Raw genomic sequence first — 17,287 nt, 5'->3', positions numbered from 1 at the left:
ATGCGGGCAACCCGCCCGGCATCGCTTGGACTATCAGGGGGATTTTGATGCACGCCAACCGCCCGCTTTCCGTTCGCATCGCCACGCAGGCCAGCCTTGCCGCGCTCGCGCTCGCCGGCCTGATGCCAGCTACCGCGCTGGCGCAGACCGCGGCCACCGACGTGCAGAGCGAGGCTACCGATTCCGCCACCACCGATCCGGACTTGGTGGTCACCGGCTCGCGGATCGTCCGCGACGGCTTCCAGGCGCCGACCCCGGTCACGGTGCTGACGCTCGAGGACATCCAGAACACCTCGCCCAGCAACAACATCGCCGATTTCGTCAACCAGCTCCCCTCGCTCGCTGGCTCGACCCGCCCCTCCAACTCGCGGCTCAACCTGTCGAGCGGCCAGGCGGGAATCAACGCGCTCAACCTGCGCAACCTGGGTGCCGAGCGGACGCTGGTGCTGCTCGACGGCCGGCGCAGCGTCGGCTCCACCGTCACCGGCCTGGTCGACGTCAACACCATCCCGCAGGCGCTGATCCGCAGCGTCGAGGTCGTCACCGGCGGCGCGTCGTCGGCCTATGGGTCGGACGCGGTCGCGGGGGTCGTCAATTTCGTGCTCGACAAGGATTATACCGGGCTCAAGGTCGCGATCGACAGCGGCATTACCGACAAGGGTGATGGTGCGAACTACTCGCTCAGCGTCGCGGGCGGGATGTCGTTCGGCGCCGACGATCGCGGGCATCTCCTGCTCAGCGCCGAAGTGGCGCATCGCGACGGCATCTTCGACGTCGATCGCGACTGGAACGCGACCGGCTATGTCCGTATCCAGGACCCCGCCTGGACCACCGCCAGCACCACCCCGCGCTATCTGATCCGCCGCCAGGTCGGCGCCGCCAACTCGACCCCCGGCGGCATCATCACCAATTCGGCGGGCGGCACCGCGAACCGGCTGCGCGGGCTCTATTTCGGCGCGAACGGGCAGGTCAGCCAATATCAATATGGCGACCTCACCTTCCCCGCGCGCACCGGCACCGCGGCGCCGACTCTCACCCAGGGTGGCGACTGGCGGGTCAACGATACCGGCCGCCGGATCGGGCTCGACCCGCAGGACGATCGTCACGGCCTGTTCGGGCGGCTGAGCTACGAGATCGCCGAGGGGATCGAGCTGTTCGCCGAGGGTGCGTACAACCGGCAGGAGGTGTTCTTCAACGCCGGTCCCAACCTCGCCACCGGCATCACGCTCAACGCCACTGGCTGCGGCACCGCCGCCACCGCCGCCGCCGCGCCGACGACGTGCAACGCCTTCCTCTACAACACGCTCGGCCCTGCGGCGCTCACCGGCATCACCAGCGTGACGCTCGCCACCAGCGCCGCCGACCTGCCCTTCCGCGCGGTCGACAACAAGCGCGAGGTGCAGCGCTATGCGCTCGGCGCCGAGGGGGACACCGAGGTGTTCGGCAAGCGCGCGACCTGGAACCTGTACGCGCAATATGGCCGCGCCGAGCTGCGCGAGCAGCTGCGCAACATCATGAACAACCAGCGGATGGCCAACGCCACCAACGCCGCCTTCGCGCCCGCGGGCAACGCCGCGGGTTATGCGCCCGGGTCGATCCAGTGCCTGATCAACGTCGACGCCAATGCCGCGAACAACGATCCGGCCTGCGTCGCGCTCAACCGCCTGGGGCTCGGCGTCGCCAACCCCGCGGTGTTCGATTATGCGCTCGGCGATCCCTATCGTGACGAGGTGGTCGAGCAATATAACATCGCCACCAACGCGTCGGTCACCCCCTTTGCCACCTGGGCGGGCGATGTCAGCATCGCGTTCGGCGCCGAATATCGCGAGGAGCGGATCACCGGCTTCGTCCCTGCGCAGTTCCAGCCGACCCCGACCACCGATTCGAGCGGTCGCCCGACCACCAGCAACGCCTGGTCGGTGGGCAATTACCTGCCCACCACCGGCAACTACAACGTCAAGGAAGCCTATCTCGAAACCGTGGTGCCATTGGGCTTCGGGCTAGAATTCAACGGCGCGGTGCGCGCGACCAGCTATTCGACCGCGGGCTATGTCACCACCTGGAAGGCGGGCGCGACCTGGCAGCCGATCGACGACATCCGCCTTCGCGTCACCCGCTCGCGCGACATCCGCGCGCCCAACCTCAATGACCTGTTCCAGGGCGGCTCGGCGAACAGCGATTCGATCCGCAACCCCACCTACACCCCCGACGGGCTCAACGGCCCGGCGAACTATGGCTATTCGGGCTTCGTCACCGGCAACCCCGCGCTTCGCCCCGAACAGGCCAATTCGTGGAACGCGGGCGTAGTGCTCTCGCCGAGCTTCGTTCCGGGCTTCAACCTGTCGGTCGATTATTTCCGCATCGATCTCGAACAGGCGATCAGCACCTTCAGCGCGCAACAGATCGCCGATCTTTGCTATCTGCAGGACCAGCAGAGCTTCTGCGATGCGATCAGCTTCGACCCGATCCGTTCGGCGCCCAACCAGCCCTATCTGCTGATCCGCAGCCAGCCGTTCAACGCCGCCAGCCAGCTGGTGCGCGGGGTCGATATCGACGCCAGCTACCGGCTCCCGCTCGAGCGGATCTTCGCGCAGGCTGCGGGCAACTTCACGCTGCGCGGCGTCGCGACCCGCTATATCGACAATCTGTACGACAGCGGCGTCCCCGGGACGGTAGTGCTCAACAGCGTAGGCGTGAACGGCGGCCAGTTCAGCACCCCCGACTGGATCTATCGCTTCAGCGCCAGCTATGATTCGCCCAGCTTCTCGATCACCGCGGTGGGCCGGGGGATCAGCGCGGGCAAATACGCCGCCAACGGCATCGAATGCACCACCGCCTGCCCAGCGAACGATCCCAATTTCTTCACCTATGACGACAACAGCGTGTCGGGGCTGTTCTATGCCGATCTCAACCTGACGCAGAAGATCGACATGGGCGACGCCGAGGCGCAGTTCTTCATCAACGTCACCAATGTGTTCGATCGCGAACCGCTGCTGCTGCCCGAAACCGGGCTCGCCGCCAACAGCACCTATTCGGACCTGCTGGGCCGCTCGTTCCGCGTCGGCATCCGCATGGAGACGCGCTGAACCTAGCTGACCGCTCCTACCCTCTCCCCGTTCGGGGAATAGGGTAGCCCGAGGCCATCGTCAAAGTGAGCAACGGGGCGCCGCGCGGCGCCCCGTTGTTTCAGCCCCCCAGCGCCGCCTTCATCTTGGCGAAGAAGCCGCTGGTTTCGGGGCATTCCTCGCCCGTCTCGGTATCGCGGAACATCTCGAGCAATTCGCGCTGGCGCCCGGTCAGCCGGGTCGGCGTCTCGACCTCGATCCGCACCACCAGATCGCCGCGGCCGCGGCCCTGTAGCACCGGCATCCCCGCGCCGCGCTGGCGGACTTCGCGCCCGCTCTGCGTACCCGGCGCCACGCGGATCGTGTGATGCGTGCCGTCGGGGCCGGGAATGTGGATCTCGCCACCCAATGCCGCCGTCGTGAAGCTCACCGGCGCGCGCGCGTGGAGCGTCGTGCCCTCGCGCGTGAAGATCGCATGCCGGGCGACGTGCAGGAAGATATACAGGTCACCCGCCGGGCTGCCGCGCGGCCCGGCCTCGCCCTCGCCGGTCAGGCGAATTCGGGTGCCCTCATCGACGCCGGGGGGCACGTTGACGCTCAGCGTCTTGGTCTTGTCGGTCCGCCCGTCGCCGCGGCAGGTGTTGCACGGATCGGCGATCACCTCGCCCGCGCCGTGGCAGGTGGGGCAGGTCCGCTCGACGACGAAGAAGCCCTGCTGCGCCCGCACCTTGCCGTGGCCGGCACAGGTGGAGCAGCCGCGCGCGACGGTGCCGGGCTTGGCACCGCTGCCACCGCAGGTGTCGCACAGCCCCGACACATCGACCGTGATCTCGGTCTGCTTGCCGTTGAAGGCGTCCTCGAGCGTGATCTCCATGTCGTAGCGCAGATCGGCGCCGCGCCGCGTCTGCCGCCGCGCACCGCCCTGCCCGCCGACGAATTCGCCGAACATGCTTTCGAAAATGTCGCTGAAGCCCGAAAAGTCATGGGCGCCGCCGCCGGCGCCCCCGCCGCCATGCTGCTTGAACGCGGCATGGCCATAGCGGTCATAGGCAGCGCGCTTCTGCGGGTCCTTCAGGACCTCATAGGCTTCGCTGACCGCCTTGAACCTGGCTTCGCTGTCCTTGCACCCGCCATTCTTGTCGGGGTGATATTGCATCGCGAGCTTGCGGTACGACGATTTGAGCGTTGCCCCATCGGCGGTGCGCTCGCAACCGAGCACTTCGTAATAATCTTCGGTGGTCATATGTGCCCCCTATGCCCCGAACCATCGCCCCAGCGAAGGCTGGGGCCTCGTGCGACAGAGCCGCTCGCCTGCCGCACGAAATTCCAGCTTTCGCTGGAATGACGGGTCCGGATCATAGTTTTACGCCTTCTGGTTGTCGTCCACCTCGGAGAATTCGGCGTCGACGACGTCCTCCTGCGCGGGGGCGTCGGCCGCAGCCTGCGGCGAAGCCTCGTCGGCCTGCTGCTTTTCGTAGATCGCCTGGCCAAGCTTCATCGCGACCTGCGCGAGCTCGCCCGACTTGGCGGTCATCGCCTCGGCATCGCCGCTCTCGACCGCGGCCTTGGCCTCGGCGATCTTGGCCTCGATCTCGCTCTTGAGCGAGGCGTCGACCTTGTCGCCATTGTCGGCAAGCTGGCGCTCGGTGGTGTGGATCAGGCTTTCGGCGTTGTTCTTCGCCTCGGCCGCCGCACGGCGCTTCTTGTCTTCCTCGGCGAACTGCTCGGCATCGCGCACCATCTGGTCGATGTCGTTGTCCGACAGGCCACCCGATGCCTGGATGCGGATCTGCTGCTCCTTGCCCGTGCCCTTGTCCTTGGCCGACACGTTGACGATGCCGTTGGCGTCGATGTCGAAGGTGACCTCGATCTGCGGCACGCCGCGCGGTGCCGAGGGAATGCCGACCAGGTCGAACTGGCCGAGCATCTTGTTGTCGGCGGCCATTTCGCGCTCGCCCTGGAACACGCGGATCGTCACCGCCTGCTGATTGTCGTCGGCAGTCGAATAGACCTGGCTCTTCTTGGTCGGGATCGTCGTGTTGCGATCGATCATCCGGGTGAACACGCCGCCCAGCGTCTCGATGCCGAGCGACAGCGGCGTCACGTCGAGCAGCAGCACGTCCTTGACGTCGCCCTGCAGCACGCCTGCCTGGATCGCCGCACCGATCGCCACGACTTCGTCGGGGTTCACGCCGGTGTGCGGCTCCTTGCCGCCGAAGAAGTTCTTCACGACTTCGCGCACCTTGGGCATGCGCGTCATGCCGCCGACCAGCACCACTTCGTCGATGCCGTCATTCTTGACGCCGGCATCGGCCATCGCCTTCTTGAGCGGCCCGAGCGTGCGCTGGATCAGCCCGTCGACCATCCGCTCGAGATCGGCGCGGGTGATCGACTTGACCAGATGCTTGGGCCCATTGGCGTCGGCGGTGATGAAGGGCAGGTTCACTTCGGTCGTCTGCGCCGAGGACAGCTCGATCTTCGCCTTCTCCGCGGCTTCCTTCAGCCGCTGCAGCGCCAGCTTGTCCTTGGTGAGGTCGATCCCCTCGGCCTTCTTGAAATCGTCGGCCAGGAACTGGACCACGGTCGAATCGAAATCCTCGCCGCCCAGGAATGTGTCGCCGTTGGTGGCCTTCACCTCGAACACGCCGTCGCCGATCTCGAGGATCGAGATGTCGAAGGTGCCGCCGCCAAGGTCATAGACCGCGATCGTCTTGTTCGTGTCCTTGTCGAGGCCATAGGCCAACGCCGCCGCAGTCGGCTCGTTGATGATGCGCAGCACTTCGAGGCCGGCGATCTTGCCCGCGTCCTTGGTCGCCTGGCGCTGGGCGTCGTTGAAGTACGCCGGCACGGTGATCACCGCCTGCGTGACGGTCTCACCCAGATACGCCTCGGCGGTTTCCTTCATCTTCTGCAGCGTGAACGCGCTGATCTGCGAAGGCGAATATTCCTCGCCGCCCGCCTTCACCCAGGCGTCGCCGTTCGGCCCGCGCACGATGGTGTAGGGGACGAGCTCGGTGTCCTTCTTGGTCACCGGATCGTCGAAGCGGCGGCCGATCAGGCGCTTGACCGCGAAGATCGTGCTGTCGGGATTGGTGACCGCCTGGCGCTTGGCCGGCTGGCCGATCAGTCGTTCGCCGTCCTTGGCGAAGGCGACGATCGACGGCGTGGTGCGCGCACCTTCCGCATTCTCGATCACCTTGGGCTTGCCGCCCTCCATCACTGCAACGCAGCTGTTGGTCGTGCCGAGATCGATACCGATTACTTTAGCCATAGTCCCTCGTAGGCCCCCAAAGGTCTGAACAGATTGACGAAAGCCCCATGCCCGTTCCCGCCGGCCATGGAACCAAATCCAAACCGCGATATAGGTCGGGTTCGCCTTGCCGCAAGATTGCCGTGCGGTTAGACGCAGCCGCAGATTTCCCGGGCTCCTGCAAAAGGCACGCCAATGCGTCGTTTCTCGCTCCCGATCGCGTTGCTCGCCGTGCTGGCCGGCTGCGGTCCGTCCGATCAAATCAGCGTCGAGGAAGCGTGGATCCGCCTGCCCGCGGTCGCCGGTCGACCCGGCGCGGCCTATTTCGCGATCGAGGCCGCGGGCCGCGACGATGCGCTGACCGCGGTATCGACCCCGGTCGCCAAACGCGCCGAATTGCACGAGAGCATGGCGGGCGCGGGCGGCATGATGACGATGAACGCGCTCGAGACCGTGTCGCTGAAGGCGGGCCAGCCGGCAAGCTTCGCCCCGGGCGGGCGGCATGTGATGCTGTTCGAGATGACACCGGGCCTGCAGGCGGGCAACGAAACGCGGCTGAAGCTGGTCTTCGCCTCGGGCCGCGAGCTCGACGTCCCCGCGCGGATCGTCGGCGCGGGCGAAGGCGCTCCGGAATGAAGCTGCTGGTCGCCGCGCTGGCGACCGCTGCAGCCCAAGCATCGCCCGCGGTCTATCCGCAGCAAGGCGCGATCGGCCTCGCCCCGCCGCCGGGCATGGCAGAGGCGGCGGGCTATACCGGGTTCGAGGATATCGCCACCCAGCGATCGATCGTGCTCGCCGAACTGCCCCCCGCCGCGTTCGACGAGATGGTGCGGCGGCTCGATACCGCACCCGGCGGCAGGCTCCCCAACGGCGTGACTCTGACCGGCAAGGGCGAGGCGATCATCGTCGCCGACCGCACCCCTGCGCGGCTCTATCGCGGCGCGCAGACGGTGGGCGGCGTCGCCTACACCAAATGGCTACTACTCGCGGGCGGCAAGACCGCGACCGCGCTCGTGACCGCGCAAGCACCCGCCGCAACCGCATCGGCAGCGGCGGCGGGGTTCGAGGCGGCATTGCGATCGGTGCGGCTGCGCGGCGCAGCCGACCTCGAAGCATCGATCGCGGCCTTGCCCTTCGCGGTCGGCAATCGCGCCGGGTTTCGGCCGGTGCGCACGCTCATGGGATCGGGGCTGTTGCTCACCGACGGTCCGCTCGACGTCGATACCGATGGCGCGCAGCCCTTGGTGGTCGTCGCCAGCAGCCTCGGCGCGGTGCCCGTCGCCGATCGCGCCGATTTCGCACGCAAGGCGGTCGAGGCCACCCCCGAACTCAGCCGGCTGACGGTGCTCGGCGCAGCGGTTTCGAGCGACGGCAGCCTCCACACCGTTGCCGCGACCGCGGTCGATCGCGCGCGGACGATCACGCTGCGCCAGCATATCCGCTTCCTCGAAGGTGGCGGCTATATCCGCATCGTCTGCACCAGCCCGGTCGCCGAAGACATCGCCGGACGCTGCGACCGGCTCGCGCAATCGGTGACGCCGCGGCCGCGATGAAGCGCCCGCTCACCCCCGGCGAGATCGCGCTCGCCAGCAGCATCTTCGGCAACGCGATCGATTATGCGCGCGCTACGGTGGCGAACCGCAAATGGGCGTTCTTCCAGCCGAGGCACGTCACGATGGCCCCCACCGGCTGCATCCATTTCCATCCCCAGGGCGGCCTCTATTGCGACGACTTCGCGCACAGCGGGCGCGATGCGCAGGGGCTGTTCCTGCACGAGATGACGCATATCTGGCAGCACCAGCAGGGCATCTTCCTGCCGCTGCGGCGCCACCCCTTCTGCCGCTATGATTACAGCCTCAAGCCCGGCTGGCGGCTGTCGCGCTACGGGCTCGAACAACAGGCCGAGATCGTCCGCCACATCTTCCTGCTGCGCCAGGGCGCGCTGCTCCCCGGCGCGCCGCCGCTCGAACAATATCGCGGCATCTTGCCCTTCTGAGCGTCGGGCAGCCCGCGCATAGCGAAGCTGTCATCGACTGGTCACACATTGTCACGGCTGCGTCACGGCTTTGCAGCGCAGCGTTCACAACCGGCAGGCACAGGCTCCTTCGAATCAACGGGGGTTACCAATGCAACATCGCCTTTCGCTCGCGGCCGTCCTGCTCGCATCCACCGCCTTAGCCATGCCCGCATTCGCGCAATCGGCGCTGCAGGATAACGTCGAAACCCCCAACGCGCCGGCGGAGGATTCGAACGAGATCATCGTCACCGCGCAGAAGATCGAACAGCGGCTGGTCGACGTGCCGATCACCATCTCGGCGGTGTCGGGCGAACGGATGGCCGAACTCGGCGTCAGCGATCTCGACGAGCTGTCGAACTTCATCCCGGGCCTCAACGTCCAGGAGCAGAGCGCGAACAACCCCGGCATCGTGATCCGCGGCATCACCTCGGACTCGGGCTCATCGCAGCAGGCGCCGCGCGTCACGCTCTATTACAACGGCGTCGACATCGCGCGCTCGCGCGGATCGTACCAGGCGATCTACGACATGGAGCGGATCGAGGTCATCAAGGGGCCGCAGGCGACCCTGTTCGGCACCGCATCGGCGGTCGGCGCGATCAGCATGACCTCGGCGCGCCCGCGCGAGGGTTTCTCGGGCGCGATCACCGCGGGCTATGGCAATTATGACTCGACGATCCTGTCGGGCTTCATCAACGGCGGGTCGGACGTGTTCGCCGGGCGCATCGCCTTCGAATATAAGAAGCGCGACGGGTTCGTCGAAAACCTCTCGCCCAACCAGGACGAGGAACTGTACGCACAGGACCAGCTCGGCATCCGCGCCTCCATCCGCTACACCCCCACCGACCGCTTCACGCTCGACCTGATCGGCACCTATGACCGCCAGCGCAACGGCGGCACCCCGTTCGTCTCGCGCGCGCTGCCGACGCAGGCGGGCCCCGGCAATCCGTTCGGCCAGGCGAATCTTGGCGGCGCACCCGATTCGGCGGCAACGCTGGGCGCGGCGCAGCTCGGGCTCGATCGCGACGTCTATGACTTCAACCTCACCGCCAGCTACGAACTGACCGACAGCCTGACCTTCACCACGGTCAACGGCTATCGCGACTTCGACAGCCTCGAAATCTTCGACGCCGATGGTTCGGCGGCCTGGTATCTCGAATTCGCCGAACTGGCCCAGGGCTGGCAGGCGAGCCACGAGGGCCGCTTCAACTACAACGACCCGCAATGGCGCGCCTCGTTCGGCTGGAACGTGTTCATCGAGGACTCGATCCAGAACGTGCCATTCTCGGCCGAAGAGGGCATCTTCCTGCAGTGCGCGGCGCGTCCGATCCCCGGCCTCGCTTGCATCGACGCCGCGGGTCAGGTTCAGGCGGCGCAGGCCACCGCGATACTGTCGGGTGGCCGGCTGACGCAGGTGCCCTACAGCTCGGTGTTCGAGAATCAGGGGCAGAACGACAGCTATTCGGTGTTCGCCGACACCACATGGATCCCGATCCCCGCGCTCGAGCTCACCGCCGGCGTTCGCGTGCTGATCGAACAGCGCAAGTCGGGCTTCTTCGCCCGCGTCCCGCGCACCCGGCTCACCAATGCCGCGTCGCTGGTGCCTGGCCAGATCGATACTGCGGGTCAGACCTTCATAGCGCAGGAGAGCTTCGCTGCGGTCCTGCCGCGCTTCAACGCGCTGCTTCGCCTGTCCGACGACATCAACGTGTACGCCACCGTCTCGAAGGGCCGCCGCTCGCCGGTGGTGCAGGTCAACGCCCGCAACGCCGCCAGCGGCCCCGCGCGCAACCTGCAGCTGGTGCCCGAGGAAATCGTCTGGAACTATGAAGGCGGGATCAAGGGCAGTGTCGGCCCGATCTCGGGAACGCTCGGCGTCTATTACCAGAAATATGACGGCTTCCAGGTCAGCGTGATCCAGCCCAACGGCACCTCGCTGACGCAGAGCGCGGGCACCGCCAGCAACCTCGGGGTCGAGGCCGAGCTGAGCATTCGCCCCACGACCTGGCTCAACGTCTTCGCCAACGGATCGTACATCGATGGCGGGATCGACGAGGGCAACAATTTCGCCCCCGCCTTCTCGGGCGCACGCTTCCGGCTCCAGCCCGAATGGCAGGCGGCGGCGGGCTTCACGATCGATGCACCGGTCGGCAATGGGATGCGCTTCTTCGCCACCCCGACGGTCACCTATCGTAGCCGCATCTTCTTCGAAGTGCCCAACAACCTGGCGATCTCGCAAGGGCCGGTGACCTTGGTCAACGCCCGCGCGGGCGTCAGCTTCATGGACGAGCGCTTCGAGCTGGCGGGCTTCATCCGCAACGCGACCGACGAGGAATATCTGCTCGACGCCGGCAATACCGGGGGCGCCTTCGGCATCCCGACCTTCATCCGTGCCGAACCGCGCTTCTACGGTGGGCAGCTCACCGCACGCTTCTGAGGTACCGGCCTGCACCCTGCCCTTTTCGGGCGGGGGACCGGTTCGGCCTATGCATCGCCCCTCCCCCGCGACATGATGCGCGCTTTGCGCGACATGGCCGGGGTGGGTACGATATGAAGAAATTGCTTGGGGTTTCGCTGGCACTGGTTCTTGCCGCCCCTGCCTTGGCGCAGACTGCCAGCCCAAGTCCCGACGCCGCCGCGCGGCTCGAACGCTTCCTCGCCACCCGGCCGGTGGTCGACGGCCACAACGACCTGCCCTGGGAGCTTCGCGACCAGCATGGCGGCAGGGTCGAGACCACCGACCTCTCGGCCAATGGCGACAAGCTTGTTCCCCCCGTCCAGACCGACATCGCCCGGCTGCGCGCGGGCGGCTATGGCGGGCAATTCTGGTCGCTCTGGATTCCCGCGACGATCACCGGTGCCGAAGCGGTGAAGACCACGCGCGAGCAGATCGCGCTCGTCCGCCGGCTGGTCGCGCGCTACCCGAATGACCTCGCGCTCGCCACCACCAGCGCCGAGGTCCGCGCCGCGCGGCAGGCGGGGCGGATCGCCTCGCTGATGGGGATCGAGGGCGCGCACCAGATCGCCGACAACGATTTGTCGCTGCTGCGCGACTATCGCAAGGCGGGCGTCCTCTACATGACGCTGACGCATTCGAAGAACGTCTCCTGGGCCGACAGCGCCACCGACACCCCCAATGTCCGCGGCCTCACCCCCTTTGGCCTTGAGGTGATCGCCGAGATGAACCGGATCGGCATGCTGGTCGATCTCAGCCACGTTTCGGCCGACACCGCCAAGGCCGCGCTCGCCGCCACCCGCGCGCCGGTGATCTTTTCGCATTCGAACGCCTTCGCGGTTAACCCGCATCCGCGCAACGTGCCCGATGACGTGCTGCGGCTGACCGCGGCGAATGGCGGCGTGGTGATGGTGAACGTCTATCCGGTGTTCGTCTCGGCAGCCTATGCCGACTGGAACGCGCGGCGCGGCGCCGAGGCTAAGCGGCTTGGGATCGAGACTGAGGATGCCGGCATGGGTGCCTGGACCGCGGCCAACCCGGCCCCGCGCGTCACCGCCGCCGACGTCGCAAACCATGTCGAGCATATCGCACGCATCGCCGGGCGCGATCATGTCGGCCTCGGGGGCGATTACGACGGCATCGGCGGCACCGGCCCCGTGGGGATGAAGGGCGCCGATGGCTGGCGGCTGCTATTCGCCGAGCTGATCCAGCGCGGCTGGTCCGATGCCGATCTCGCGAAGCTGGCAGGCGGCAACGTGCTGCGCGTGCTGGCCAGGGCCGAAGCAGTGGCGGGCGGCAAGAGCTAGTCGACCAATATCGTGAACCGCGGATGAAGCGGTATCGAGCCGCGATGAGATGATTTCTTTGCGATACCGATCGCGCGCAAGCAACCGCTCGCCGCGTTGATGTTGCGGCGCGCGACGCGGCTCCCGATCTTGGTTCGGTAATTCGATGACACCGTATCAACTGTTCGGAGAACCGAAATGAATACTTTCAATCGTACGCTGATCGCTGCCGGCATGATGGCAGTTGCTGCACCCGCATTTGCGCAGAGCATGGCGCCGACGCAGACCGCGCCTGACGCGCAGATGCAGCCGGCCCCCACGACCGGCGCACCGACGAGCTCGACCGCCCCGACGACCGCGGCCCCTGCGACCAGTTCGGGCCCGATCAGTGACACCGATGTGAGCCAGTTCGCCAAGGCGGTGGTCGCCGTCGAAGCAGTCCAGAAGGACACGACGATCGCGGCGGCCGACAAGCAGACGAAGATGGCCGAGAAGGTCCAGGCGACCGGGCTCGACCCCGCGAAGTTCAACCAGATCGCGCAGACGATGCAGAGCGATCCGGCATTGCAGGCGAAGATCTCGGCAGCCGTCCAGGCCGAGAATGGCGGCGCGGCACCGGCGCAGCCCGCACAGTAATCGCTTGGCGCATGACGGCGCGGTCCCTCGAGGACCGCGCCGTTGTCGTGTCAGCGCACCGCAACCGACAGATGCGCCACCGCCGCGCCGGCGAGCCGGGCCCGCGCCAGCGCGTCCGCATCTGCGCCCGTCACCTCGACGATCGCAGCCCGCGCCCCCGCACCGATCCGCCACACGTGCAGGTCGGTGACGCGAACATCGCCCGGCGCTTCCACCCGCGCGCGCAGATCGGCGACCAGCGCCTCGTCGCTCGTATCGAGTAGCACCGCCGCGGTATCGCGCAGCAACCCCCAAGACCAATGCGCGATCACCCCCGCGCCGACGATCCCGATCACCGGATCGAGCCAGTTCCACCCCAGATACCGCCCGGCGAGCAGCGCGACGATCGCCAGCACCGACGTCAGCGCATCGGCCAGCACGTGCAGATAGGCCGCGCGCAGATTATTGTCGTGCCCATGGCCATGCGCGTGCTCGACATGGTCATGCCCGTGCTCGGCATGGTCGTGCTCGGCATGGTCGTGCGCGTGCGAATGCCCGTGATGATGCCCGCCCGATAGCAGCAACGCGCTCGCGAGGTTCACCAGCAGCCCCACCACCGCAACCACCGTAGCCTCACCGAACGCCACGGTCCCCGGATCGAACAGCCGCCGCGCCGATTCGAGCGCGATCCCACCGGCGAACAGCATCAACACCAGCGCCGAGGCGAACCCCGCGAGGTCGCCGACCTTGCCCGTCCCGAAGCTGTAGCGCGGATCATGCGCGTGCCGCCGGGCATAGCGATAGGCGATCGCCGCCACCCCGAGCGCGCCGGCATGCGTCGCCATGTGGAAGCCGTCCGCGAGCAGCGCCATCGATCCGGTCGCGTAACCCGCGACGATCTCGACGACCATCATCGCGGCGGTCAGCAACACCACCCACTGCGTCCGCCGCGCATTGGCGTCATGCGCCGCGCCGAGATAATCGTGCGAGCGCGAGCAGGGGTGCGCCGCATCGACCGGTCCAACCGCGTCGCTCATCGAAAATGCCGTTTCAGCACGGTCGCGAGCTCGTCGGCTCCCGCGATCCGTTCGGCATCGCTCAGCCCCTGTGCCGCGACATGCTCGCGCAGATGCTCCTCGACCAGTTCGTCCATCAGCCCCGCCACCGCGCCGCGCACCGCGGCGACGAGGTGGAGCGTCGTCGCGCACGGCGCGTCGGCGGCAATCGCGCGCTCGACTGCGGCAATCTGCCCGGCGATCCGGCGAACGCGCGCGGTCATGCGATCTGTATCGGCAGCTAAATGTCCCATAGGATAGGGGGGTACCCTATCTAATCGAGGATGCCAAGCCGTGCGCTACCGTGGGACCAGCCCCGCCCGCTCGCCCGCCGCCAATTGCGCGCGAAGATTGTCGAGCACCCTGCCGCTGACGGTAGGCCGTTCGCTAGCCGGCTTTCCCGCGCGCAGCCTCGCAGCATCGCGCGCCGGCGGATCGACCCGGCGCACCCGCACCGCGCCACCCCCCGCCACGCGCATCCCCAGCAGATCAGCAGCACCGCGCGAAAGGTCGATCAGCCGACCGCGTGCAAACGGGCCACGATCGTTGACGCGCACCAGGATCGTCCGCCCGGTCGAGAGCGAGGTCACCTCGACATAGCTCGGCAGCGGCAGCGTCTTGTGCGCCGCGCTGATCCCCTTGGGCCGGAACCGCTCGCCATTGGCGGTCTGGTTGCCCGATTCATTGCCGTACCAACTCGCACTGCCCAGTTCGTCGTAGCGCGGGTCCGCCGCCGGCACATAGGTGACGCCGCGCACCGTGTAGGACGGGCCGATCCGGACCGGCGTATCGGCGACCGGCCGATAGTCGCGCCCCGCGCAGCCCGCGAGCAACAGCGTGGCGATCAGCACGGCGGCCATTTGCCCTGTCAGACGCTGCCCCGCACTCAACCGCCGATCGCCTCCACCGCGCTCATCCCCCTCGATCATGCACCCGTCACATTAAGCCACCGAACCCGCCGAGTAGCGAGTTTCGCCGCGCGTAACCCCGGGGTGGTCGCCGCACAAGCGATCGTGCGTCCCTCTGCCGCCACGATCTCGGACACTACAATTCCGCAGGTCGGGCATCGGTGGTCGGCGAGGCCGAGCCATCGGCTGCGGCAGACCTCGACGCTATGCGAAAACCCGCTCCCCGCCGCAGCATATCGAACGCCATCAGATGGGTCGCACCCGATATGCCGACGCCGAACAGCGGAATGAGCGCCATGGGGAGCGCCGCGACCGGTTGCATGCGAACGTCCTCAAGCAGTGTGAAGGTCAACCCCGTGCCGACCGCGACGACAAAGTCCGCGAACCCGAAAAGGTGAAACCGCAGGTACCGGCCGGGATCTTCTGGACGGGTCACCGCGAATAGCGCGAACAGTCCCGCGATCAGGTCTCCGACCCCGGCAAGGACCCAGAACAACGGTGGAAGCTGACCCTGGGCGCCGTACCAAAAGAACAGCAACGCCGCCGGGATCCGCCAGATATGAAACTGAATGATACGCCGGTGACCGACAGCGTCCATCAGCCCCCGCATCGCTGACGACGCGAAATAGAGGAGGGTCGGAACGATGATGGTGAGCGCGACGATGCCACCGATCAACGGCTGGTAGAGCGTCGCAAGAAATCCCGACTGTGCCGCAACGACGACCGCGGTCGCCCACACCAGCAGCATCGCGATGACGGCGAGCATGGTGAAGCGATAATGTGCCGCTGCGGGCGCGATAGAATGCTGATACGACATGGCAATCTCCTTCAACGCGTGGCGATGCGGGCGGTTGAGCAGCGATGACCGCTTAAGCAGCAAAAACGACCGCTGAGTTCGCGCGCTGGTTCGTTGATATCAACATGCTGGCACGAGGTTTCTGCCACGGATGCTCTCCTTAGCTCAGCGTTCTGAGAGTCTGCCGGAGGCGCTCGGCACCCTCATGTCCGAGCAACGTTTCCGCGGCCTCCTGCGCACGCCGCCAGAGCGGCTCGGCGTCGCTCATCAGCGCAATGCCCTGCGACGTCAGCGACAAGAACCTAAGCCGCCTATCGGTGGCGTCGGGCGAAGACCCGACCAGCCCCCTGCGTTCCAGCGGTTTCAGCGCCGCCGTGAGCGAACTCCGGTCGGTGCCGAGCGCATCCGCCAGGGGCTGCATCGCCCAAACCTCGCGTCCGGCCAGCATCGCAAGCAACGAAAACTGGCCGATCGTCAGGTCCAGGGGGGCTAGACTGTCATCGTAGATGCGCGTCAGCCTGCGCGCGGCACGGCGGATATGGAGCCCCAAACAGGCAGCTCCCACGCGTCGCGCATCTGATGAATCAAAAACCATGCCGCATATTTGTTGATATCAACATTTCTGTCAAGCGGCGATGGAGACGTGGAGCTGTTTGCTCCGCCATCTGCAATCGTCGCAGGAGCCCGAACACGCGGTCGCCGCCCGAGGTATCCGCCGCTCCGGGGTATGAGACAACGTAAATGCCCGCTTCACAGTCCGTCAGGAGAGCGTGCCCAGCGGGCAGCCGTCCTCGATAGGCGGCGTCTGGCAAGGGGATGGCGTGCTTCACGCATTGCTTGCGCAACGCCTTGTCGGAGATGCCGAGTTCCGGCGCTACCTTGGCGACAGCGCGTTCCCAAATGTCGTAAAGCTGCCGGGTGAGAACATGCCGCATCAGCCAAGCTGCTGTTTGCTGGAATCTTCGGTTGGACGCGCTATATGACCATCTAGATGGTCAGGAGCATGACATGGATGCGATCAATCTGGCAGAGGCCAAAGCCCATCTGAGCGAGTAGGTCGACCGGGTCGAGGCGGGCGACTCGATCGACATCACCCGCCGCGGCAAGCCTGTCGCGCGGCTCACCGCTGTGGCTAGGCCGCGCAAGGCGATCGATGCCGCGTTACTTCAAACGCTGACGGCAGCGATGCCGCCGCAGTCCCCAGGTGCCGCCGATCTCGTGCGGTCGATGCGGGACGGCGACCGCTACTAATGCTCTATCTCGACACGTCGCTGATCGTTGCGGCCCTCTCCAATGAAGCGATGACGCCGCGCGTTCAGGCTTGGCTCGCCGAGCAGGATCCGGCCGCGCTCCTAATCAGCGACTGGACCGTCACCGAGATGTCGTCGGCCATGGCAATCAAGCTGCGGACTGGACAGATCACCCTCCAGCAGCGCGCGGCCGCGCTTGCCATGTTCAACAGGCTCGTCACCGAAAGCTTCACCGTGCTGCGCGTGATGGGTGGGCAGTTCCGGGCGGCAGCGAGGTTTGCCGATCAGCACGCCTTGGGGCTTCGTGCCGGCGACGCCCTCCACCTCGCCATCGCATCAGAGCACGGCGCCACGGTGTACACGCTCGACAAGCAGTTCGCCCACGCCGGGCTCGCGCTCGGTGTACCGGCGCAGTCACTGGCATGATCCGGACATCTTCCGTCGAAGGGGGCTTTACATTATCCTTAGAACGCCCCCAGATCAGTCGCATGGGACAGATCGAGTAGACCAGCTGGTCGGAGTGAGAAGCTGGAAGGAACGGCAATCAAGCGACAGCAAAAGCCGCCGTCGATCCTACGCCGTCGTCGCCGTTT

At 66.7% G+C, this 17,287-nt stretch carries 17 protein-coding genes; 9 read left to right on the top strand and 8 right to left on the bottom strand.

Annotation, left to right across the window (positions count from 1 at the left end):
- Positions 1 to 47: 47 nt before the first annotated feature.
- A complete protein-coding gene (locus NMP03_RS01535) occupies positions 48 to 3,086 on the top strand; it encodes a TonB-dependent receptor domain-containing protein (protein WP_256506794.1) in 3,039 nt (1,012 codons plus the stop codon).
- Between the two features lie 100 nt (positions 3,087 to 3,186).
- Here the strand turns inward: NMP03_RS01535 and dnaJ are convergent, their stop codons facing one another.
- Together dnaJ and dnaK are read right to left on the bottom strand one after the other, a co-directional pair.
- Positions 3,187 to 4,308, bottom strand: a complete 1,122-nt coding sequence (gene dnaJ / locus NMP03_RS01530; RefSeq protein ID WP_256506793.1) for a molecular chaperone DnaJ — start codon at positions 4,306 to 4,308, stop codon at positions 3,187 to 3,189.
- Between the two features lie 120 nt (positions 4,309 to 4,428).
- Positions 4,429 to 6,336, bottom strand: a complete 1,908-nt coding sequence (gene dnaK / locus NMP03_RS01525) for a molecular chaperone DnaK (RefSeq protein ID WP_256506792.1) — start codon at positions 6,334 to 6,336, stop codon at positions 4,429 to 4,431.
- A gap of 174 nt (positions 6,337 to 6,510) precedes the next feature.
- On the opposite strand from dnaK, the gene NMP03_RS01520 reads away from it, so the two are divergent.
- The 6 genes from NMP03_RS01520 to NMP03_RS01495 all read left to right on the top strand — a co-directional run bounded on the left by NMP03_RS01520 (position 6,511) and on the right by NMP03_RS01495 (position 12,706).
- Complete coding sequence (locus tag NMP03_RS01520; RefSeq protein WP_256506791.1) at positions 6,511 to 6,951, top strand: copper chaperone PCu(A)C; 441 nt, start codon at positions 6,511 to 6,513, stop codon at positions 6,949 to 6,951.
- Complete coding sequence (locus tag NMP03_RS01515) at positions 6,948 to 7,868, top strand: hypothetical protein (protein ID WP_256506790.1); 921 nt, start codon at positions 6,948 to 6,950, stop codon at positions 7,866 to 7,868. The genes NMP03_RS01520 and NMP03_RS01515 overlap by 4 nt, the downstream gene beginning before the upstream one ends.
- Positions 7,865 to 8,311 (top strand): vgr related protein, encoded by a 447-nt coding sequence (locus tag NMP03_RS01510; RefSeq protein ID WP_256506789.1) that lies wholly within the window; start codon positions 7,865 to 7,867, stop codon positions 8,309 to 8,311. Before NMP03_RS01515 ends, NMP03_RS01510 begins: the two co-directional genes overlap by 4 nt.
- A 184-nt stretch (positions 8,312 to 8,495) precedes the next feature.
- Positions 8,496 to 10,766, top strand: a complete 2,271-nt coding sequence (locus tag NMP03_RS01505; protein WP_256506788.1) for a TonB-dependent receptor — start codon at positions 8,496 to 8,498, stop codon at positions 10,764 to 10,766.
- 113 nt (positions 10,767 to 10,879) lie between these two features.
- Entirely contained in the window at positions 10,880 to 12,091 is a 1,212-nt protein-coding gene (locus NMP03_RS01500) for a dipeptidase (protein ID WP_256506787.1), read from the top strand.
- A 177-nt stretch (positions 12,092 to 12,268) separates the two neighbouring features.
- A complete protein-coding gene (locus NMP03_RS01495; protein ID WP_256506786.1) occupies positions 12,269 to 12,706 on the top strand; it encodes a DUF4168 domain-containing protein in 438 nt (145 codons plus the stop codon).
- 50 nt (positions 12,707 to 12,756) lie between these two features.
- Here NMP03_RS01495 and dmeF read toward each other — a convergent pair whose 3' ends face one another.
- The 6 genes from dmeF to NMP03_RS01465 all read right to left on the bottom strand — a co-directional run bounded on the left by dmeF (position 12,757) and on the right by NMP03_RS01465 (position 16,379).
- Positions 12,757 to 13,722, bottom strand: a complete 966-nt coding sequence (gene dmeF, locus NMP03_RS01490) for a CDF family Co(II)/Ni(II) efflux transporter DmeF (RefSeq protein ID WP_256506784.1) — start codon at positions 13,720 to 13,722, stop codon at positions 12,757 to 12,759.
- The gene (locus NMP03_RS01485; RefSeq protein WP_256506783.1) at positions 13,719 to 13,994 is read right to left on the bottom strand and encodes a metal/formaldehyde-sensitive transcriptional repressor; all 276 of its coding nucleotides are present in this window, start codon (positions 13,992 to 13,994) and stop codon (positions 13,719 to 13,721) included. Before NMP03_RS01485 ends, dmeF begins: the two co-directional genes overlap by 4 nt.
- A 45-nt stretch (positions 13,995 to 14,039) precedes the next feature.
- Positions 14,040 to 14,600, bottom strand: coding sequence for a septal ring lytic transglycosylase RlpA family protein (locus NMP03_RS01480; RefSeq protein WP_256506782.1), 561 nt, complete (start codon positions 14,598 to 14,600; stop codon positions 14,040 to 14,042).
- A gap of 184 nt (positions 14,601 to 14,784) precedes the next feature.
- The gene (locus tag NMP03_RS01475) at positions 14,785 to 15,480 is read right to left on the bottom strand and encodes a hypothetical protein (protein ID WP_256506781.1); all 696 of its coding nucleotides are present in this window, start codon (positions 15,478 to 15,480) and stop codon (positions 14,785 to 14,787) included.
- Positions 15,481 to 15,604: 124 nt separating this feature from the next.
- A complete protein-coding gene (locus NMP03_RS01470; RefSeq protein ID WP_256506780.1) occupies positions 15,605 to 15,994 on the bottom strand; it encodes a MarR family winged helix-turn-helix transcriptional regulator in 390 nt (129 codons plus the stop codon).
- A gap of 34 nt (positions 15,995 to 16,028) precedes the next feature.
- The gene (locus NMP03_RS01465) at positions 16,029 to 16,379 is read right to left on the bottom strand and encodes a hypothetical protein (protein ID WP_256506779.1); all 351 of its coding nucleotides are present in this window, start codon (positions 16,377 to 16,379) and stop codon (positions 16,029 to 16,031) included.
- A gap of 148 nt (positions 16,380 to 16,527) precedes the next feature.
- Between NMP03_RS01465 and NMP03_RS16160 the strand changes: the two genes are divergently transcribed.
- Positions 16,528 to 16,695: a hypothetical protein gene (locus NMP03_RS16160; protein ID WP_319937633.1), complete on the top strand. Its 168-nt coding sequence runs from the start codon at positions 16,528 to 16,530 to the stop codon at positions 16,693 to 16,695.
- Positions 16,695 to 17,120: a type II toxin-antitoxin system VapC family toxin gene (locus tag NMP03_RS01460; RefSeq protein WP_256506778.1), complete on the top strand. Its 426-nt coding sequence runs from the start codon at positions 16,695 to 16,697 to the stop codon at positions 17,118 to 17,120. Before NMP03_RS16160 ends, NMP03_RS01460 begins: the two co-directional genes overlap by 1 nt.
- Positions 17,121 to 17,287: the final 167 nt, after the last annotated feature.

The organism is Sphingomonas qomolangmaensis (assembly GCF_024496245.1).
Classification (GTDB): Bacteria; Pseudomonadota; Alphaproteobacteria; order Sphingomonadales; family Sphingomonadaceae; genus Sphingomonas; species Sphingomonas qomolangmaensis.
The sequence above is the reverse complement of the archived record's forward strand: the minus strand, read 5'-3'. Positions and strand labels throughout refer to the sequence as shown.